The organism is Streptomyces triticirhizae, from assembly GCF_003696235.1.
In the GTDB taxonomy this organism is placed as follows: Bacteria; Actinomycetota; Actinomycetes; order Streptomycetales; family Streptomycetaceae; genus Streptomyces; species Streptomyces triticirhizae.
Genome location: NZ_RFFJ01000119.1, coordinates 1 through 19735, shown reverse-complemented (window position 1 = coordinate 19735; position 19735 = coordinate 1). Strand labels below are relative to the sequence as shown.

The window sequence follows — 19735 nt, the reverse complement described above, 5'->3', positions numbered from 1 at the left end:
GGGCCCGCGCCGAGGCGCTGCACCGGCACGCCGCCGGCGGCGCCATGCTGGCGCTGCGCGCCGAACCCGCCGAGGTGGCCGAGGCGTTGGCCCGCGCCACGGCCGCCGACCCGGCCTTCGGCGCGGTCGGCATCGCCGCGCACAACGGCCCCGGTGCCGTGGTCGTCGCCGGACCACGGGAGCGAATCGACGCGCTGCGCGGGCAGTTGACGGAGTGGAAGCCCACCGCGCTGGAGACCGACTACGCCTTCCACCACCCCGGGCTCGGCCCGGCGGCGGAGGAGATCGAACGGGCGCTCGCACCGCTGCGCCCGCGCCCGGCCGCCGTTCCGCTGTACTCGACCACCACCGGCGCCCACGTCGAGGGCGTCGCGCTGGACGCCGCGCACTGGGCGGCCAACGCGGCCCGGCCGGTGGCGTTCCGGCCGGCCGTGGACGGCCTGCTGAACGACGGGATCACGGCCTTCGTGGAACTGGGCCCGCACCCGGCGCTCACCTCCCATCTGCGGCGCGCCGCCCGCGCCGCATCCGTGGACGCCGTCGCCGTGCCCACGCTGCGCCGTGACCGGGACGAGCGGGTCGAACTGTGGCGCGCGGTCGGCGCGCTGTGGTCGGCCGGCCTTCCGGTGGACTGGGCGCGGCTGCACCCGGGCCGGCACCCCGTCGTTCCGTTGCCGACCTACCCGTGGCAGCGCCGCCGCCACTGGCTGCCGGGCGTCGCCGGCCCGCCCGCGCCCGAGGCCGGGGGCGGGCCCGGGGCCGAGCGCCCCGCCGAACCCGTCGCCGCCCCCGACGCCACGGCGGAGCGGGTGCTGAACCTGCTGGTCACCGAGGTGGCCAGGGTCATGGAGGTCAGCCCCGACGAACTGCCCCCCGACCGCCCCACCCGCCACATGGACGTGGACTCGGTGGTCTTCGTCGAGCTGAAGAGCCGACTGGAGAACGAACTGGGCGTGGCCATCCCGCTGACCGCGCTCACCGAGGGCCTGAGCCTGCGGGAGATCGCCCAACGACTCGCGGCCCCCGGGCCCCGGGTGCCCACCGTCGAGGAGGCACACGCCGCCCTCGACCGCCTTGACGAGCTGTCCGAAGCAGAAGTCGAGCAGATCCTCAAGGTTCTGGAGACGAACGAAGAATGGTGACCACCAACGTGACTGACCTGATCACCTCGGCCGACGCCGAGGCCCAGGCCGTGCCCAACGAACCGACCCCGGAGCAGCCGGGCGGCGGGCCGAAGGCCGCCCCGGGCGGCGCTCCCGACACCGCGCACGGCGCCGCCCCCAGGACCGCCGAGGAGAAGCGGGCCGAACTCCGCCGCCGCCTCCAGGCCCTGGCCAGCCGCGACGCGACCGCCGAGCGCTACCGGCGCCATGTCAACCCGCACATCGCCCGCACCCTCGACGGCCTGGGCATCGACGTCAGCTTCACCCGGGGCGAGGGCACCCGGCTCTACGACGCCGAGGGCAACCGCTACCTGGACTTCGCCGGCGCCTACGGCGCGCTGCCCTTCGGGCACAACCCGCCCCGGATCTGGGAGGCCATCGTCCAGGTCGGGGAGACCCTGGAGCCCAGCCTCACCCAGCCCTCGGTGCTGGGCGCCGCCGCGCTGCTCGCCGAGCGGCTCGCCGGCGTCGCGCCGGCCGGCCTGGACCAGGTGTGGATGTGCAACAGCGGCGCCGAGGCGGTCGAGGCGTCCATCAAGCTGGCCCGCGCGGCGACCGGCCGCCCGCTGATCGTCGCCACCCGCAACGCGTTCCACGGCAAGACGCTCGGCGCGCTCTCGGCGACCGGCCGGCCCCGCTACCAGACGCCGTTCGGCGCCCCGGTCGGCGGCTTCACCCATGTCCCGTTCAACGACTCCGAGGCCCTGGCCGCCGTCTTCGCCGAACACGGCGACGACATCGCCGGGTTCATCGTGGAGACCGTGCAGGGCGAGGGCGGCATCCACCCCGCCACCCACGGATTCCTGCGCATGGCACGGGAGTTGTGCACCCAGCACGGCGCCCGGCTGATCATCGACGAGGTGCAGACCGGGCTCGGCCGCACCGGCCGGCTCTTCGGCCACGAGCACAGCGGAGTGGTGCCCGACATCATGCCGCTGGCCAAGGCGCTCGGCGGCGGAGTGGTCCCGGCCGGCGCCGTGCTCTTCGGGGAGTCGTCCCTGAGCGAGGACTTCGGCCTGCGCCACACCTCCACCTTCGGCGGGAACGCGTTCTGCGCCCGGGTCAGCATCCGCGCGCTCGAACTGCTCACGGAGAACGACCAGGCGCTGGTGCGGCAGGTCGCCGAGCGCGCCAGCTATCTGCGGGAGGGGCTGGAGGCCGTCGCCGCCGCCCACCCCCGGCTGGTCACCGGGGTGCGCGGCCAGGGCCTGCTGCTGGGCGTCGAACTCACCACCGACCCGGACGTGTTCCCGCGCCAGGGCCTGTTCCGTTCGCTCGCCGACCAGGAGGGCCTGGCCGGGTTCCTCTGCGGCTATCTGCTGCGCAACGAGGGCATCCGGCTGGCGCCGACCTACTTCTCCAACAGCGTGCTGCGGATCGAGCCGCCGCTGACCGTCTCCGAGGAGGAGTGCGCCGCCCTGCTGGAGGCGCTGGAGCGCGGCCTCGACGTGATCGAGGCCGGCGACAGCGGCCGGTTCTTCCGCCACCTGCTGCCCGCCGGCGAGCGGGAGGCGGCCGAACGCGCGGCCGAACGTGCCGCCGCCGAGGCCCCGGAACGGGAGCCCGCCGCCCCCGCCGAGCCGGCGGACGAGCCGCTTCGGCCCCGCCCGGACGAGCCCCGCTGGGCCTTCGTCGCCCACCCCACCGACCTGGCCAGCTACGCCGCCTACGACGCGCGCCTCGGCCTGCCGGGCGAACAGGTCAGGGTGCTCTTCGACCGGATGAACCAGTGCCGCAACGTGGACACCCCGGCCGCCATGTTCGTGGGCGCCGTCCGGGTCCACACCGACACCGGGGAGACCTCCTACGGCGAGATCTTCGCCCTGCCCTACGGTGCGGCCCGGCTGCTGGACATGCCGGCCGGCCAGGCCACCGAGATCGTGCAACAGGCCGTCGACCAGGCCGTGGAGCGCGGCGCGCAGCTCGTCGGCCTCGGCGCCTACACCTCCGTGGTCACCGGCAACGCCGAGGCCCTCGACGACCACGGGGTGCCCATCACCACCGGCAACGCCTACACCGTGGCCGCCGGCGTCGACGGCCTGGAGCGGGCCGCCGCGCTCCAGGGCCGGGCGCTGGCCGGCGCCGGCGTGGTGGTGCTGGGCGCGGCCGGCGCCATCGGCCGCGCCTCCAGCCTGCTCCTCGCCGAGCGCGTCGGCCGCCTGGTCCTGGTGGGCAACCCCGCCAACCGGCTGCGCAGCGAGGTGCGACTGGCCGAGGTCGCCGCCGCCGTCGTCGGCCACCTCGCCGAGCGCGGCCGGCGCGAGGACTCCGGCGAGCTGGCCCTCGCCGTGCTGGAGCGGACCGAGCGCGGCCTGGGTCCCGAGCGCGTCGTCGCCGAACTCGCCGACGCCGGCCTGCTGACCACCTCGCTGGAGGCCGAACGCGAACTGCCCGGCGCCCACCTGGTGTTGGCCGCCACCTCCACGCCCGACCAGATCATCAAGCCGGACCTGCTCCACGAGCGGGCCGTGATCTGCGACGTCTCCCAGCCGCCCAACGTCGGGCCCGAGGTGCGCGAGCGGCGCCCCGACGTGCTGGTCGTCGCCGGCGGCCTGGTGCGGATGCCGGGCGGCCGGGACCTGGGCGTCGACTTCGGCGTGCCGCGCGGCGTCACCTACGCCTGCACCGCCGAGACCATGATCGCCGCCCACCGCCTGGCCGACCCCGTCGTCAGCCACGGCGAACGACTCAGCGGCGAGCTGGTCCGCACCCTCCGCGAGGACGCCGCCCGGCTCGGCTTCCGCCTCCACCTGCCCGAACGCCCCACCGTCCCCGACACCCCGCACGCCACCGCCACCGCCACCGAGACCGAGGAGGGCGGGAATGCCTGACCCGAGCGTCGACCCGACCCGCGAACCGCCGCGCGGCGGGGACCCGTTGCCCCGCCACTGGTACGAGGTGCGGCACAGCTCCCTGCTGCCCGGCGCCGACCCCGAGCGGGTCTGGCTGACCGTCACCGACATGAAGGGCGTCAACGCCGAGCTGATGCCGTTCATGCGCATGACCCTCCCCAGGGAACTGCGCCGGGACCCCACCATCCGCGAGGTCGAACTCGACCGGCCGCTGGGCCGCTCCTACATCTTCCTCGGCGGGGTCATCCCCATCGACTTCGACGCCATCACCATCCACGAACGGGAGGACGGCCGGCGCTTCCTGGAGCGCTCCTCCACCTCCTGCACCCGGGTCTGGATGCACGAGCGCACCGTCGACCCCGCGCCCGACGGCGCCCGGCTCACCGACCGGCTCACCTACGAGGTGCGGCCCCACCTGCGCCCGCTGGCCCGGCCGTTCCACTGGATGCTCGACGGACTCTTCGCCCACCGCCACCGCAGGCTGCGGCGCAACTTCGCGCCCGCCGCCGGCGAGCGCGCCGCCCCCCACCGGAGGGAGGAACACCATGGCGACTGACGCCGCCCGCCCCGCGCCGGCCCCCGTCGAGATCCCCTGGGGCCCGACGGAGCTGGCCGCGATGCGCCGCTTCGACGTGCGGCAGGCGCACCGGGAGCTGCGGGGCCTGTTCCGGCCCCGGATGGGCGTCTACTGGACGGACTTCCTGCTCAGCTGGGTCGTCGCCGTCGTCGCGTTCTGGGCGACGGGGCCGCTGGGCTATCTGACCGTGCCGGGGCTGCTCGCCTTCGCCGTCTCGGTGCTGGCGGTCTTCCGCTGCTTCGCCTTCATCCACGAGATCGCGCACTTCCGCGCCAAGCGCTCCTTCACCGGCTTCCGCGTCGGCTGGAACGTGCTCTTCGGCATCCCGATGATGGTGCCGGTCTTCATGTACGACTGCCACGGGGAGCACCACAACAAGCGGCTCTACGGCACCGAACAGGACGCCGAGTACCTGCCGCTGGCCCGGATGTCCGTCTGGTCGAGCGTGCGACTCCTCGTCCTGCCGGTGGTGTTGCCGCTGTTCGGGCCCTACCGCTTCGGCGTGGTCACCCCGGTCTCCTGGGTGGTGCCCCGGGTGCGGAGCTACCTGTACCACAACCTCTCCTCCCTCAAGATCGACCTGGAGTACCAGGGCCGGCTCCCCAGGGACGACGAGAAGTGGAACTGGCGCCTCCAGGAACTCGCCTGCCTGGCCTGGATGGCGGGCGTCCTGACCCTGGTGCTCACCGGCGCCGTGTCCGTCAACCGGCTGTGGCAGTGGGCCGCGCTCTTCGCCACCGTCGCCGTGCTCAACTCCTTCCGGCTGCTGGCCGCCCACCGCTACCTGGGCAACGAGGAGGAGATGACCGTGGTCGAGCAGATGATGGACACCGTCAACCACCCGCGCAACCGGCCGCTCACCGAGCTGTGGGCCCCGGTCGGGCTGCGCCTGCACGCCCTGCACCACCTGATGCCGGGCCTGCCGTACCACAACTACGGGGAGGCGCACCGCCGGCTGGTCGCCGCCCTGCCGGAGGACTCCGCCTACCGACTCACCGAGAGCCCCGGCATGATCGCCTCCCTCAGCCGCCTGGTGCGCGAGTCGCGCGGCCACCAGAAGGCCGGCACCCTGCTGGCCAGCCGCCCCGAGCGCGGCATCGGAACGAAGGAGAGAGCAGCGTCGTGACCACCACCGTTCCGCGCGCGACCGGCGGCTCCGCCGCGTCGCCGCCACCCCAACACCCGGGCGGCAGCGCCCTGTTGGGCCACGCCCGCGCCCTCCAACGGGACACCATCGTCGCCCTGGAGCAGATCTCCGACGGCGCGGCGGACGGCGTGATGGGCTTCCGCATCGGCCCCCAGCCCGCCGTCGCCGTCTCCACCCCGGCCACCGTGCGCGAGGTGCTGATCGACCGCGCCGACGACTACGGCAGGGGCCGGCGGCAGACCCGCGCCCTGACCCCGCTGATGGGGCGGGGGCTGCTGGTCAGCGAGGGCGAACTCCACACCAGGCAGCGGCGGATCGTGCTGCCCCACCTCTCGCCCCGGCAGGTGCCCAGGCACGCCGACACCATCGTCGCCGAGGCGGAGCGCTACATCGCTGGCTGGACCGAACCCACCGAGGTCGACCTGGTCGCCGAGATGAACTCGTTGACCATGAACATCGTCACCCAGCTGCTGTTCAGCGCGGACTCCCGGGACAACCGCGAGCTGGCCAGGGCGATCACCGAGGCGTTCGAGTGGGAGATGCACGCCATCACCAGCGTGGTGGCGTTCCCGCTCTGGGTGCCCACCGCGCGCAACCGCAGGGCCCGGCGGAACATCGACCTGATCCGCCGCTGGATCGCCGACTTCATCCACCGCCGCCGGGCGGAGCAGGCCGGCGAGAGCCCGCCCGAGGTCACCGACCTGCTCGGCGACCTGATGGGGACCCGCTACGAGGACGGCACCGGGATGCCGGACGACCTGCTGCTCGACGAGGCGCTGACCGCCTGGGGCGCATCCCAGGAGACCTCGGCCGACGCCCAGGCGTGGACGCTGTACCTGCTGGCGACCCACCCCGAGATCCGTCAGCGGGTCCGCGACGAGGTGGACTCGGTGCTCGGCGAACGCACCGTCACCTTCGATGACCTGCGTCAACTTCCCTTCTGTATGCAGGTGTTCAAGGAGGCCATGCGGCTCTACCCGCCTGCCTCCATGATCCCGCGCCAGGCGGTGCGGGACACCACCGTCGGCGGCTACCGGGTGAAGGCCGGCACCATGGTGTTCATCAACGCCTACAGCCTCCACCGCAGGCCCGAGGTCTACACCGACCCCGAGCGCTTCGACCCGGACCGGTTCGCCAGGACCCGGGAGAAGGCGCTGCCCAAGGGCGCGTACCTGCCCTTCGGCACCGGCGGCAACGTCTGCCCCGGCAGCCATCTCGCCAACATGGAGGGGCACCTGCTGACCGCGCTGCTGGCCCAGCGGCTCACCGTCGAACTGCTGCCCGGCCAGCGGATCAGGCCCGAGCTGCTGGTCAACCTCCGGCCCAGCCCGGGCGTCCGCGCCCGGGTCAGCCCGCGCTCCCGCGCCGGCGGCTGAGCGCAGCGCCGCTCCGCGCCCGTGGCGGGGCGCGGAGCGGCCCCGGTCAGCGAGCGGCCCCTGGACCGGTGGGGCCGTAGCAGCTGCCCTCGTACAGCGACTGCACCTTGATCTCCAGCTCCCGAACGGTCTCGCCGGCCGCCAGCGTGCGCCGGGGGCCGTCACCGAACCTGGCCGCCTCGTGGAGGCACCACGGGGTCTCCGTCTGGTTCTGGACGCTCAGCCCCGGCGGGTCCAGCAGCTCGACCCTCTCGCCCTGGAAGACCAACCGCAGCTCGCCCTCTCCCTCGGGCTCGCTCCAGACACAGAGCCCGGCGATCCGGGGGCAGGCCAGCGGCTCGTCCGCCACCGCCGAACTCCCGGGCACCGCCAGGCCCAACGCCCCCGCCATGGCGGCGGAGCACAACAACCTTCTGACTGTACGGCTCATCGCGACAAACTCCTCAGCGTCGTTTGCCAGCCCCACGCCCAACGGTCGTTCCCCACGGGGGAGTTGACCAAACGGCCGGGGGCCTTCGGCGCCTCGGGACCGGCCTGACCTGGGCCGACCGTCCCGTTCGTCGTAGGCTGGCCGGCGATGAATGCACCAGTTTCCAACAACAGTGATCAGAATCCCGACTCGATCCGGGCGCGGATGCGCGCGGGGCGGCTCTATGTGGACATCGGCGAGGGGCTGGAGGAGGAGCGCGAGCGGTGTCAGGAGCTGCTCCACGACTTCAACCAGAGCCGGCCGGGCGAGACCGACAAGCGGCGCCGCATCCTCGGCGAGCTGCTGGGGTCGTTCGGCGAGGGCGGCTGGATCGAGCCGCCGCTGAAGCTCGCCTACGGCTCCAACGTCCACATCGGCGAGAAGTTCTACGCCAACTTCAACCTGGTGATCGTCGATGACATCGACGTGCACATCGGCGACCGCGTGATGATCGCCCCCAATGTCACCATCACGCCGACCGGCCACCCGGTCGACCCCGAACTCCGCGCGCCCGGAACCCAGTTCTCCCTCCCGGTGCGGATCGGGAACGACGTCTGGATCGGCGCCAACGTCGTGGTTCTGCCCGGCGTCACCATCGGCGACGGCTCGGTCATCGGCGCCGGCAGCGTCGTCACCAAGGACGTTCCGGAGCGGGTCGTCGCCGTCGGCAACCCCTGCCGGGTGCTGCGCCCGATCACCGAGCGGGACAAGACGTACTACCACCGCGACCGCGTGGTGGACTGAGAAGGTACGCGGGGCGCCGGCGCGCGACGAGGTGCCGGTGGTCGGCGGCGGTGGTCAGCGGGCTGACCACCGCCGGCCGATGCCGCCGTGGTGGCCGCCCCGGCCGCCGGCGCCGCGCCCACCTGCCGCCCGGGTGACGCCGGCGAACCCCGAGGTCGGCGAAAAGACCGGAGGGTAACCCTCCCCTTCGACCTGACGGCCCGTTAGCGGCAAGATTTGCCCGACCAGCCAGGGCAGTTGGCCCGCACGGTCCGGCGCCCTGGCGGCGGCCGGTCGGGCTACGAGGGAACGCCGAAGGAACGACATGACCGGTGCCGAGAGCGGCAGACAGCCCGTCAGACGACGCGAGATCCTCCGCGAGGCCGTGGCCGACGCCCTGCGCGCGGCCGTCGTCTCCGGCGAGATGGAGCCGGGGGTCGTCTACTCGGCGCCCGCCCTGGCCGCCCGCTTCGGCGTCTCGGCCACCCCGGTGCGGGAGGCCATGCTGGACCTGGTGCGGGAGGGCATGGTGGACTCCGTGCCCAACAAGGGCTTCCGGGTCACCGAGATCTCCCCGACCGACCTGGACCACATCGTCGAACTGCGGCTGCTCATCGAGCCGATCACCGTCTGGCGGGTCGTTCCCCTGGTGCCCGAGGAGGACCTGCCCACGCTGGGCCGGATGGCGCAGCGGATCGTGGACCGTGCCGAGTGCGGCGACCTGCTCGGCTACAGCGAGGCCGACCGTCGCTTCCACCTGGCGCTGCTGGCCTACGGCGGGAACCCGGCGCTGGTCCAGACGATCTCCCAACTCCACGCCCGCACCCGCCTGTTGGGCCTGTCCTCGGTGGCCAGGCGCGGCCGGCTGCGGGCGGCGGCCGAGGAGCACCAGCGGCTGGTCGAGCTGATCGCCCTCCGCGACCAACGCGGCGCCCGCACCCTGATGCGCGCCCACATCGAGCAGATGCGCCCCGAGCGCACGGACGACACGGAGCGCGCGGGCGAGGCCGAGCGCGCGGAGGACTCGCGCACCGACCGCGCGGTCTGAGCGGCGCGCGCCGCCCGTCGCGCGCCGCGTCTCCGTGGACGCGCGGGTCGGCGGCGAGCGGACGGAACCGCTCGCCCTCACCGAACAAGGGGCACGTGGGGCGGCCGCCGGAGGGGCCAACGCCCGCCGCACGCGCGGGCGTTGACCCCCTCAGTATCAGCCCCGAACCCGAACCCGAACCCGAACCCGAACCCGGCCCGGGCCCGGCTCAGCGCGGCGAGGTCAGCGAGGCCAGCGCCTCGTTGAACGTCGCCGAGGGGCGCATCACGGCGGAGGCCTTCTCCGGGTCGGGCAGGTAGTAGCCGCCGATGTCGGCCGGCGAGCCCTGCACGGCGATCAGCTCGCCGACGATGGTCTCCTCCTGCTCGGCCAGCGTCTTGGCCAGCGGCCCGAACGCCTCGGCCAGCGCCGCGTCCTCGGTCTGCGCGGCCAGCTCCCGCGCCCAGTACAGCGCCAGGTAGAAGTGGCTGCCCCGGTTGTCGATGCCGCCGAGCCGCCGGCTGGGCGAGCGGTCCTCGTTGAGGAACGTGGCGGTCGCCCGGTCCAGGGTGTCGGCGAGCACCTGCGCCCGCGCGTTGCCGGTGGACTGCGCCAGGTGCTCGAAGCTGACCGCCAGGGCCAGGAACTCGCCCAGGCTGTCCCAGCGCAGGTAGTTCTCCTTGACCAGCTGCTGCACGTGCTTGGGCGCCGAGCCGCCGGCCCCGGTCTCGAAGAGGCCGCCGCCGTTGATCAGCGGCACCACCGAGAGCATCTTGGCGCTGGTGCCCAGCTCCAGGATCGGGAACAGGTCGGTCAGGTAGTCGCGCAGCACGTTGCCGGTCACCGAGATGGTGTTCTCGCCCCTGCGGATGCGCTTCAGCGAGTAGGCGATGGCCTCGACCGGCGCCAGGATCTCGATGGTGAGGCCCTCGGTGTCGTGCTCCGGCAGATAGGCGTTGACCTTCTCGATCAGGCGGGCGTCGTGGGCGCGGTCGGCGTCCAGCCAGAAGACGGCCGGGTCGCCGGTGGCGCGGGCGCGGTTGACGGCCAGCTTGACCCAGTCGCGCACCGGCACGTCCTTGGTCTGGCACATCCGCCAGATGTCGCCCGCCTGGACGGCGTGCTCCAGCAGCACCGCGCCGGACTCGTCGACCACCCGGACCGTGCCGGCGGCCGGGATCTCGAACGTCTTGTCGTGGCTGCCGTACTCCTCGGCCTTCTGCGCCATCAGGCCGACGTTGGGCACCGAGCCCATGGTCGCCGGGTCGAAGGCGCCGTTGGCCCGGCAGTCGTCGATCACGGCCTGGTAGATCCCGGCGTAGCTGCTGTCCGGGATGACGGCCAGGGTGTCGGCCTCCTTCCCGTCCGGGCCCCACATGTGGCCCGAGGTGCGGATCATCGCGGGCATCGAGGCGTCCACGATCACGTCGCTCGGCACGTGCAGGTTGGTGATGCCCCGGTCGGAGTCCACCATGGCCAGGCGCGGCCCCTCGGCCAGCTCGGCCTCGATGGAGGCGGTGATCTCCGCGCCGCGCGGGTGGTTCTCAAGTCCCTTGAGGATGCTGCCCAGGCCGTCGTTGGGGCTCAGGCCGGCCGAGGCCAGGGTCTCGCCGAAGGCGGCGAACGTCTTCGGCAGGAAGACGCGCACCACATGGCCGAAGATGATCGGGTCGGAGACCTTCATCATGGTGGCCTTCAGGTGCACCGAGAACAGCACGCCCTCCGCCCTGGCGCGGGCGACCTGCTCGGCGAGGAAGGTCCGCAGCGCCTCGACCCGCAGCACGGCGGCGTCCACGATCTCGCCGTCCAGCACCGGCACCGACTCGCGCAGCACCGTGGTGGTGCCGTCCGCGCCGGCCAGCTCGATGCGCAGCGAGCCGGCCTTCTCCACGATCACCGAGCGCTCGGAGGAACGGAAGTCGTCGGCGGTCATGTGCGCCACGTTGGTCTTCGACTCCGGCGACCAGGCGCCCATGCGGTGCGGGTGGCTGCGCGCGTAGTTCTTCACCGAGGCGGGGGCGCGGCGGTCCGAGTTGCCCTCGCGCAGCACCGGGTTGACCGCGCTGCCCTTGACCCGGTCGTAGCGGGCCCGCACCTCGCGCTCCTCGTCGGTGCGCGGCTCGTCCGGGTACTCCGGCAGGTCGTAGCCGCGCTCCCGCAGCTCGGCGATGGCCGCCTTCAGCTGGGGGATCGAGGCCGAGATGTTCGGCAGCTTGATGATGTTCGCCTGCGGGGTCCGGGCCAGCTCGCCCAGCTCGGCCAGCGCGTCGTCGATCCGCTGCCCCGGCTCCAGCCGCTCGGGGAAGCTGGCGATGATGCGACCCGCCAGCGAGATGTCCCGGAGTTCCACCCGGACCCCGGCGGTCGCGGCGTAGGCCTCGATGACCGGCAACAGGGAATACGTCGCCAGGGCGGGGGCCTCGTCGGTTTGTGTGTAGATGACGGTCGAGTCAGTCACCGGGCGCTCTCCACTCCACGTCTGCAACATTGCTCGACATCAAGATATCCCGAGCCTCCGCGTGGTTCGAAGCCGCGCCCGGAGTCCGGGACGCGGTGCGCCCGGTCTCGGCCACGGGCCGGCCCGGGCCCGCCCGCGCCGGCGCGCGCCTCAGCCGTGCGTCGTGGTGAACGCGGCCCAGGTGAACGGCGCGTGGGCCACCGCGCCCGTCTCCCGCCACAGCCCGAGCTGCCGCCGCTGCCAGTCGCCCAGCGCCACCACCGGATCGGGCGCGTCGCCCGCCGCGTCCACGGCGACCACGGCCGGCGCGATCACCGAGGTGTCCGCCGCCGCGCCCGGCGCGAACCGGCGCACGCCGGCGTCCGTCGGCAGCGTCCACCGGGTGGACACCACATACTCGGCGCCGGCGTGCAGCGCGGCGGCCACCAGCCCCGTCGGCTCGGCGAACCGCACCTCGCCGCCGCTCTCGCAGGCCACCAGCGCCACCCGGTTCGGCATCCGCCACGGCCTCGGGTCGTCAGGCCGGTGGCCCAACACCAGGTCGGCGGCCGTCAACGGCCGGTGGCCGCCCAGCGGCGCGGCCCGCCCGGTGGTCTCGGCGCCGCAGCCCAGGTGCAGCCGGGCGTCCAGCCCGTGCTCGGCCGTCGTCACATGGCCCACATAGAGGAACCGCGCGGCGTCCGCGAGCAGCGGCTCCAGCACGTCCCTGGTCAACCCGGCGCGGCGGAACGCCTCCTCCGGCGCCCCGGCCGGCCGCAGCCGCCCGCCCAGCCGCGCCACCATCTCCCGCAGCGGCGAGTCCTCGCCCACCCGGCCCAGCACCGAACCCAGCTGGGCACGCGCGGCCGAGCCCGGCACCCTCGGGTCCAGCGCCGCCACCACGGGCCCGGCCGGGGCCCACGGCGAGATCCGGCGCTCGGGGGAGTGGCGCACGGTCGCCGGCGGCAACGTCGCGACGTCCAGGTGCTCCAGCAGCCGCTCCCGCTCGTCCACCCGCAGCGCCTCCCACGGCACCTGCCCGGTGGACGGGGAGGGCTGCACCCGCAGCCTCGGGCGGATGCCGCGCTCCAGCAGCGCGTCCAGCTCCCGCGCCAGCTCCGCCGGGATCAGCGCCGCGGCCAGCCGGCCCAGCAGGTCCGCCTCCCGCTCCGGGTCCACCAGCGGGCCCGTGCCCAGCGACCTGGTCAGCGCCGCCTCGATGGTCTCGCCCGGCAGCGGCGTGGGCAGCGCCGCCGCCAGCTCGGCCAACACCCCCGCCACCCTGGCCCGTTCGAAGTACACCACCCGGGGGTCGTCGGGCGCGTGCTCCCAACGCCAGGTGAGATACACGTCGTCGGCGTCCACATACTTCAGCTGGACGGTCGGCTGGAAGGAGCCGTCCAACGCCTCGACCACGCCGAGGTCGATCCGGGGCCGCGCGGGCGGTGGGGTCATCGGGCTGTCACCACACTCTGAGTTCGTCGTCGGACCTGATCCGCCGGCCGTAGCGCTGCTCACCGGCCGCGATCCAGTCGGCCAGCCGGTGCTCCCCGGCCTCGAAGACCCGCAGCCGGGGCGGCAGCGCCAGGCGCGGCGCGGGGAACCCCTCCGCCGCCGCGCCACCGCCCGAGGCCAGCGAGGCGGCGAACGCGCCCCCGCCCACCGGCTCCGCCGGCGCCGGGAACGGCTCGGGAAGCTCCTGGCCGAACGGCGCCGCCACGATCCTGGACCGCAGCTCGGCGGCGAACGACCCGCCGGCCCCGGCCGGTTCGACCGCCGGCCGTTCCCTGTCCAGCGTCGCGGACGCCGCCAGGTGCTCGATCAACTCCACTGCCAGGCGCGGCTGTTGAGCGAGCGTCAGCAGCCTCAGCGCGGTCGCCAGCGCCGGGCGGGCGACCTCGGTGCTCCACCGTTCCCGCGTGCGGCCCGGCGGGAAGGCGTGCCGCAGCGCGTCCGTCGCCAACGCCGCCGGCAGGCCGACGTCCAGCGCCGCGCCGAGCAGGTGCCGTCGCATGGGCGGCAGCCAGGCGAGCCGCAGCGAGGCCAGGACCACGCGCGCCCGCCGGGCGTCGACCCGGGCCGCCTCGTGTGGCGCGTTGGAGTCGAAACACAGCGCGCGCGCCGCCAGATAGTGCCGGTCGGCCGCCCTGAACCGCAGCCGGCAGGCCGCTAGGTCGCCCGCCAGCAGATGGCACTCCACCAGTGCCCCGACCTCGCCCGTCCGCTCCAGCACCCGCGTCGCCCGCCGCAGCACCCGGCGGGCACGCCCGACCCTGCCCCGCAGGAACGCCAGCAGCGCCAGCCCGAACTGGACGCTCGCCGCCCGGTGTTCGGCGCCCAGCGCGACATAGGCGCGCTCCGCACCGCGCAGGCGGCGCTCCGCGCGGCCCAGCCGCCGCTCGCCCAGGTCGAACCGGGCGAGGTTCTCCTCGGACAGCGCCCGCGCCACCGGGTCGCCGCCCAGGGCGTGGAACTCCCGTGCCAGCCGCAGGTGTTCGGACACCGTCCGCAGGTCGCCGGCGCGCCCGGCGAGCACCGCCAGGTTGGTGTGCGCGTGCCCGGCCAGCCGGGGCTCGTGCTCCTGTGCGATCGCCAGCGCCGCCCGCACATCGGCCTCCGCCTCCGGGTAGCGGCCCAGCGCGATCAGCGCGCAGCCCCGCGTGTTGCGCAGCGCGAAGTCCAACGGCACGCTCCCGGGACCCGAACGCACCGGCAGCGCCAACGCGGCGTCGCAGTCCGCCAGCGCCTCCTCGTTCCGCCCCAGCAGCTGGAGCGTCTGCGCGCGGTTGACCAGCACGCCGCCCCGCACCGCCGGGGTGCCCCGCGCGTCGCCCACCGACTCCTCGACCCGGTCGCAGGCCGCCAGCGCCGCGCCGGCCAGCCGCAGCGACTCCCTCGGCTCGCCCCGCTCCTCGGCCAGCGCGGCCAGGTTCGCCAGCGCGCGGGCCCGCAGGTCGAGCCCCTCGGCGTCCACATCGGGCACCTCGGTGGCGGCCGACGCCCGTTCCAACAGCTCCCTGGCGCGCCGCGCGCGGCCCCTGGCGTGCAGCCGAACGCCCTCGTTGACCCGCTCGGCCGGCTCGGCCCAGCGCGGGCCGAAGGACACCCCGGTGCGCACCCCGACCACGTCGTCCTCGGGCCGGTCGGGTCCGTCCGCGCCGCGCCGGGGCAGCGGCCGGTGCTCGCTCACCACGCCCGGACCGCCTCGGCGGCGCGCACCGCGAACCCGTAGACCCGCTCGGCCCGTTCGATCCACGGCTCCAGCGGCGACGCCACGCCCCGCGCCACCCGGACCCGGGGCGGCAGCGCCAGCCGGGGCGCGGGGAACGCCGGATCGCCGCCGGTCGCCAGGCCCAACGCGGCCGCCGCATACGAGAGTTCGTCCCCGGTCGGCGGCTCGCGCGGCGGCACGGGCAGCACCGCCACATCGGGCAGGGCCGCCATGTCGGGCAGGGCCGGCCGCGCGCCGCCGGCCGACGGCGCGACGCTCAACGTGGCGGTCGCCGTCAGATGGTCGATCAGCGCGACCGCCAACGCCTCGTCGCCGGCGTTCCGCACCGCCACCATCGCCGCCCGCAGCGCGGGCGCGGCGGCCAGCGCCACCCAGCGCTCCCGCTCCCCGCCGGCCGCGAAGAACTGGCGCGCCGCGTCCGCCGCCAACGCGGCCGGCACCGCCACCTCCAACGCCCTGGCCAGCACCGGGCCCCGCTCCTCGGCGGGCAGCGCGGCGGCCCAGCGGGCGTGCGAGTCGGCCCGCCACCAGTCCAGGGTCAGCGCCACATGCCAGCCCAGGGACTCCTCCGCGAGCGTCCGGGCCGCCAGCACCTCGGCGTCGGCCTCGTCGAACCGGCCCAACGCGTCCAACGCGCCGGCCCGCACCTGGTGGAACGCGATCCGCTGGAGCGGCGTCGCGCCCGCGCCCAACTCGGCCCTGGCCGCGTCCAGCAGCGCCAGGCCCTCGGCGGCCCGGCCCCCGACCGCCGCCACCGCCGCCCGGCCCAGCCGGCAGGCGGCCAGCTGCGCGGCGTGGCCCTCCCTGGCCAGCAGCGCCTCGGCCCTGGCGTAGCAGGCGTCGGCCTCCTCCGCGCGGCCGGCCAGATACGCGTTCCGCCCCAGGCTGATCAACGTCGCCGCCTCGCCCCTGGCGTCGTCCAGCACCGCGAACAACTCACCGGCCAGCGCGAACCGTTCACGGCTGGCCGCCTCGTCGCCGAGCGTGCCGGCCAGGTCGGCCAGCAGCACATGGACCCGGGGCGCCAGCACCGGCACATGCTCCTGCGCGAGCGCCAGCGCGGCCCGCCCGGTCTCGTCGGCCTCGGCGAGCCGGCCCTGCGCCGCGAACACGGTGGCCCGCACCAGCAGCAGCCACACCCACGCGTCCTCGCTGCCCGCGCCCAGCGCCGGCAGTGCCGCCTCGACCCGCGCCAACTCCGCGAGCGCGGCGTCGTGTTGGCCGCTCTCGCGGAGCAGCGCGGCGCGCAGGTTCCGCGCGCCGAGCAGCTGCGCGGCCATGGCGACGGCCGCCGGACCGTCGGGGCCGGCGTCGGCCTCCGCTGCCGCGACCACCGTGGCGAACAGCCCGACGGCCTCCGTCGCCAGCTCCAGCGCGGTCGGGATGTCGCCGCCTGCCTCGGCGACCCCGACCAGGTTCAGCAGCGCGCTGGCCCGGCACACCAACGCGTCCCGGCCGCCGCCGACCGCGTGGGTGGCCCGTTCGGCGGCGCGCAACGCCCGTTCGGCCTCGTCGAGTTGGCCGGCCGACGCCAGCCGGACGCCCTCGGCGTTGAGCGCGGCGCACCGCCGCCAACGCGGATGCGACGCCCACGGCATCGCGGCCGGTCTGCCGGGGGTGGAGTGGGTGATCGGGCCCGGTTCGGCGACGGGCGTGGCGAGTTCGAGGCCCGGGGCCTCGGCCGTCAACTCCTCGTTGAACGCGTGCGGTTCGGCGGCGATCCGACGGAACTCCTCGACGCCCTCCGGGTTGTCACAGGCCAACGCGATCCTGGCCAGGCTCTCGCACGGGAACGCGGCCAACTCGGGCCGGAAGGCCAGCGCGACGTCCAACGCGATCAACGCCTCCTGCTCGGCCTCCGCCAGCTCCCCGGTCATCATCAGCTGCCCGGCCCGCGCCCCGTGCAGGGTGAACGTCACCAACTCGGGCGGCTCGGGCTCCGTTTCGGCGAGCGCGAACGCCTCGTCCAGGTCGGCCTTCACCAGGTCGGGGCGCTGCGCGAGCATCCGTGTCTGGGCCCGCGAGGCCAAGGCGCTGACCAGCGTCCACAGGGCGTCGCCGGCCCAGGGGCCGGCGACGCGAGATGCCGCTGCCCCGCCGCCGGCGGGGGCTCCGGCCCCGGCGGGGGGCGCCGCGCCGGCGCGCGCCTCGTTCCCGGCCTGCGGCCGGCCTCCAACGTCGCGTGCCGCACCCGCGGTGGGGTCGCCTCCGGCGGTGGGCCCGGTTTCGGCGGGGTCGCCTCCGGTGGGGCCGGTGGTGCCCAAGTGGCCGCCTCCGGTGGGGTGTTCGGCTTTGGCCGGGGGCCGGTCGCTGGCCGGGGGCCGGGGCCCCTGCTCGGTCGGGTTTCTGTCCTTGGCGGACGTGCCGGTAGGCCCGGTTTCGGCCCGGGGCCGGCCGCCGGTCGGGTCTCCGCCGCCGGCAGGCTCCCCGCCCCCGGCCGGAGCGGTTCCGGCCCCGCCGGCGGGCCCCGTTCCGGCTGGGGGCCGGGGCCCCTGCTCGGTCGGGTCCCCGGCAGGGGACCCGACCAGCCGTCGGCAGAGGGCGATCGCCTCGCCGAGGAGGCGTTCCGACTCGGCGAGGTCGCCGGCGTTCTCGGCGAGCGTGGCCAGGTTGCCCAGGCTGCGGGCCCGGTGGAACAGCCCCTCCGCGTCCACGTCCGGGACGCGCGTCTCGGCCTCCGCCGCCCGCAGCCGCGCCCGGGCGCGGCGGACGCGGCCCGCCTGCGCCAGCCGGGTGCCCTCGTTGTGCAGGTCGCGCCAGCGGTGCCAGCGCGGCGAGGCCGGCCGCGTCGACTGGAGCCCCAACGGGGTCTCCTGCGCGTCCGACTCCTCGGGTCGCCCGTCCGCAGGGTCCCGCCTGGCCATGCCCATCAGACCTCCGGATCGACCAGGGCGGCCACCCGTTCGGCGAACGAGCCCTCCCCGGCGTCGAGTCGCCGTTCCGCGTAGGCCAGCACCGGCTCCTGGCGGGCGGCCAACTCGGCCGCCGCCGGCGCCGGTTCGGCGTCGCCGGGGCCGGCGTAGCCCAGCGCCCAGACGGTCACCGTCCGTCGGGGTGCCGGCACCAGCAGGGCCGTCGGGGGGAGTTCGGCCGCGCCGCCGAACTCGGCGCCGCCGGCGGTCACTTCCAGCGGGAACTCCACCGCGTCCGCCTCCGAGCGCGCCCGCAGCGCCGCGCCCCGCGCCTCCTCGGCGAACGCCGACGGCGCTCGTGCCACCGCCACGTCCAGCAGCAGCCGCCCCTCCCGCCGCACCAGCGCCCAGCGCAGCTCGGCCGCCGCGTCCACCACGCCGGGCGGCAGCCGCCGCCAGTCCAGCGGACCGATGCCGCTGAGCGCGGTCACCCCGCCCGGCGGCTCGCCGCCGGCGGCCAGCGCCCAGCCGCCCGCGTCGGCGGGCAGCGCGGTCGGCTCGGGCAGCTCGACCCCGAAGTCCTCCGCGACCTCGGCCAGCCGCTCGGCCAGGTCCCGTGCCGCGTCGCCCAGTCGCGGGTCGTCGGCGAGCGCGGCCAACGGGTGGACGGCCGGCGCGGCCCGCGCCAACAGCCGCTCCACCGCGTCCGGTTCGTCCAGCAGCCCCTCCACGTCGGCGGCCACCACGGCGGCCTCGGCCGCCAGCAGCGCGGCCGACAGGGCCGGGACGCCGGCCAGTTGGGAGGCCGGCCACCAGGCCGCCAGCCAGCCGAGCCGGGCCAGCCGCGCCAGCGGTTCGGCCAACGGTCCACCCGCGTCCGGGAGTTCGACCTCCGTCTCGGTGCCGTCCGGCACCGCCGTCAGCGCGTCGGCGGCCGGGCCGTAGACCTGCCACAGCCAGTCGGCGGCCCGTTCCCCGTGGTGCACCTCGGCGGACGGCAGCCGCTGCCCGGCCGGAACGTCCCAGGTCAGCACGGCCCCGTCGGCCTCCACCAGGCCGGTCCACTCCGGGTTAGCCGGCGCCCGCCCCACCCACAGCGTGCCGCCGGCGCGCCGCACCCGCACCCGCGCCCCGGTCATCGCGCCTCACCGTCCAACGGAGCGCCGCCCGCCGGTTCGCCGCCCGCCCGGTCCAACACCGCGCGCAGCCGGTCGCGTTGGTCCATGATCACGGAGCGCAGCACCCCGTCGAGCAGGTCCCACAGCCCGTCGGCGACCACCGCCTCGCCGCGCAGCTCGCGGCCGTGCACCCGCACCCACAGCCGCCGCAGATACGCCTGCCGCACCTGCCCCACCTCGCCGGCCCGGCCCCCGGCCGCCGTCGGCAGTCGCAACGCCCGGTGCACGAACGGCTCCCGGCGCCAGCGCGCCGCCAGCCGGGCGCCCGCGTCGCTGCCCGGCTCGCCGCCCGGCGCGAGGCCGGCGCTGGCCCGCCGGCCCAGCGCCATCGTGACCCGCGTGGATTCCTCCGCCAACTGCCAGGGCGCGGCGGTGCGTTGGATCTCCTGGAGCACCAGCTGGGACAGCTCGGGCATCGCCTCGCGGTGGAACGCCGAGGTGAACCCGGCGAAGAGCCGCTCGAAGACGGAGCGGTCGAAGGGCGGCGGCAGCGTCCGCTTGGAGGCGCTCTCGCCCAGCTCGGGCGGCGCGATCACCTCCCGCAGCGTCAGGCCGCACGCGCGCGCGGCGCCCGGCGGCAGCAGCGTGGCCGCGTCGGCCGAGCCGGCCCGCCCGGCCACCAGGGCGTCCAGCCGCGAGCGGTCCACGCCCGTCGCCACCCCGTCCAGCAGCCGGTCCAGCGCGGCGCCCAACTCGCCGTCC

Annotated in this window: 13 protein-coding genes and 1 pseudogene; 7 read left to right on the top strand and 7 right to left on the bottom strand. The window is 75.5% G+C overall.

Features of this window, described 5'->3' with window-relative positions:
* The 5 genes from EBN88_RS19580 to EBN88_RS19560 all read left to right on the top strand — a co-directional run.
* Positions 1 to 1142 (top strand): acyltransferase domain-containing protein (locus EBN88_RS19580; RefSeq protein ID WP_122185211.1); only part of this gene is annotated, 1142 nt, incomplete at its 5' end.
* Positions 1136 to 3994 carry an aminotransferase class III-fold pyridoxal phosphate-dependent enzyme gene (locus EBN88_RS32410; RefSeq protein ID WP_122185210.1) on the top strand — a complete coding sequence of 953 codons (2859 nt, stop codon included), beginning with the start codon at positions 1136 to 1138 and terminating at the stop codon, positions 3992 to 3994. The genes EBN88_RS19580 and EBN88_RS32410, both read left to right, overlap by 7 nt.
* Positions 3987 to 4571: an SRPBCC family protein gene (locus tag EBN88_RS19570; protein ID WP_122185209.1), complete on the top strand. Its 585-nt coding sequence runs from the start codon at positions 3987 to 3989 to the stop codon at positions 4569 to 4571. Before EBN88_RS32410 ends, EBN88_RS19570 begins: the two co-directional genes overlap by 8 nt.
* Entirely contained in the window at positions 4561 to 5718 is a 1158-nt protein-coding gene (locus EBN88_RS19565; RefSeq protein ID WP_122185208.1) for a fatty acid desaturase family protein, read from the top strand. Before EBN88_RS19570 ends, EBN88_RS19565 begins: the two co-directional genes overlap by 11 nt.
* Positions 5715 to 7115, top strand: coding sequence for a cytochrome P450 (locus EBN88_RS19560; RefSeq protein WP_122185207.1), 1401 nt, complete (start codon positions 5715 to 5717; stop codon positions 7113 to 7115). The genes EBN88_RS19565 and EBN88_RS19560 overlap by 4 nt, the downstream gene beginning before the upstream one ends.
* A 46-nt stretch (positions 7116 to 7161) precedes the next feature.
* Here EBN88_RS19560 and EBN88_RS19555 read toward each other — a convergent pair whose 3' ends face one another.
* Positions 7162 to 7545: a hypothetical protein gene (locus EBN88_RS19555; protein WP_147472768.1), complete on the bottom strand. Its 384-nt coding sequence runs from the start codon at positions 7543 to 7545 to the stop codon at positions 7162 to 7164.
* Between the two features lie 147 nt (positions 7546 to 7692).
* Between EBN88_RS19555 and EBN88_RS32590 the strand changes: the two genes are divergently transcribed.
* Positions 7693 to 8328 carry a maltose acetyltransferase domain-containing protein gene (locus tag EBN88_RS32590; RefSeq protein ID WP_122185205.1) on the top strand — a complete coding sequence of 212 codons (636 nt, stop codon included), beginning with the start codon at positions 7693 to 7695 and terminating at the stop codon, positions 8326 to 8328.
* A 304-nt stretch (positions 8329 to 8632) separates the two neighbouring features.
* Positions 8633 to 9355, top strand: coding sequence for a GntR family transcriptional regulator (locus EBN88_RS19545; protein WP_122185204.1), 723 nt, complete (start codon positions 8633 to 8635; stop codon positions 9353 to 9355).
* A 208-nt stretch (positions 9356 to 9563) separates the two neighbouring features.
* On the opposite strand, the gene EBN88_RS19540 is transcribed toward EBN88_RS19545, so the two are convergent.
* From EBN88_RS19540 to EBN88_RS30645, 6 genes and pseudogenes are all read right to left on the bottom strand, one after another.
* On the bottom strand, positions 9564 to 11792 hold the full coding sequence (locus EBN88_RS19540; RefSeq protein WP_122185203.1) for an NADP-dependent isocitrate dehydrogenase: 2229 nt from the start codon (positions 11790 to 11792) through the stop codon (positions 9564 to 9566).
* A gap of 150 nt (positions 11793 to 11942) precedes the next feature.
* Positions 11943 to 13226, bottom strand: a complete 1284-nt coding sequence (locus EBN88_RS19535; protein WP_122185202.1) for a CHAT domain-containing protein — start codon at positions 13224 to 13226, stop codon at positions 11943 to 11945.
* A 7-nt stretch (positions 13227 to 13233) separates the two neighbouring features.
* Positions 13234 to 14961, bottom strand: a complete 1728-nt coding sequence (locus tag EBN88_RS19530) for a tetratricopeptide repeat protein (protein ID WP_147472767.1) — start codon at positions 14959 to 14961, stop codon at positions 13234 to 13236.
* On the bottom strand, positions 14958 to 17867 hold the full coding sequence (locus tag EBN88_RS19525) for a tetratricopeptide repeat protein (RefSeq protein WP_147472766.1): 2910 nt from the start codon (positions 17865 to 17867) through the stop codon (positions 14958 to 14960). The genes EBN88_RS19530 and EBN88_RS19525 overlap by 4 nt, the downstream gene beginning before the upstream one ends.
* Before the next feature lie 5 nt (positions 17868 to 17872).
* Entirely contained in the window at positions 17873 to 18994 is a 1122-nt protein-coding gene (locus tag EBN88_RS19520) for a hypothetical protein (protein WP_122185199.1), read from the bottom strand.
* Positions 18991 to 19735 (bottom strand): annotated as a pseudogene (locus EBN88_RS30645) (hypothetical protein); the annotation flags it as partial. The gene EBN88_RS19520 and the pseudogene EBN88_RS30645, both read right to left, overlap by 4 nt.

What these genes read in the sequence shown, in the direction of transcription:
- EBN88_RS32590 (WP_122185205.1), top strand. Translation starts at nt 7,693, where the DNA reads ATGAATGCACCAGTTTCCAACAACAGTGATCAGAATCCCGACTCGATC.
- EBN88_RS19570 (WP_122185209.1), top strand. Translation starts at nt 3,987, where the DNA reads ATGCCTGACCCGAGCGTCGACCCGACCCGCGAACCGCCGCGCGGCGGG.
- EBN88_RS19545 (WP_122185204.1), top strand. Translation starts at nt 8,633, where the DNA reads ATGACCGGTGCCGAGAGCGGCAGACAGCCCGTCAGACGACGCGAGATC.
- EBN88_RS19555 (WP_147472768.1), bottom strand. Translation starts at nt 7,545, where the DNA reads ATGAGCCGTACAGTCAGAAGGTTGTTGTGCTCCGCCGCCATGGCGGGG.
- EBN88_RS19520 (WP_122185199.1), bottom strand. Translation starts at nt 18,994, where the DNA reads ATGACCGGGGCGCGGGTGCGGGTGCGGCGCGCCGGCGGCACGCTGTGG.
- EBN88_RS19565 (WP_122185208.1), top strand. Translation starts at nt 4,561, where the DNA reads ATGGCGACTGACGCCGCCCGCCCCGCGCCGGCCCCCGTCGAGATCCCC.
- EBN88_RS32410 (WP_122185210.1), top strand. Translation starts at nt 1,136, where the DNA reads ATGGTGACCACCAACGTGACTGACCTGATCACCTCGGCCGACGCCGAG.
- EBN88_RS19535 (WP_122185202.1), bottom strand. Translation starts at nt 13,226, where the DNA reads ATGACCCCACCGCCCGCGCGGCCCCGGATCGACCTCGGCGTGGTCGAG.
- EBN88_RS19525 (WP_147472766.1), bottom strand. Translation starts at nt 17,867, where the DNA reads ATGGCCAGGCGGGACCCTGCGGACGGGCGACCCGAGGAGTCGGACGCG.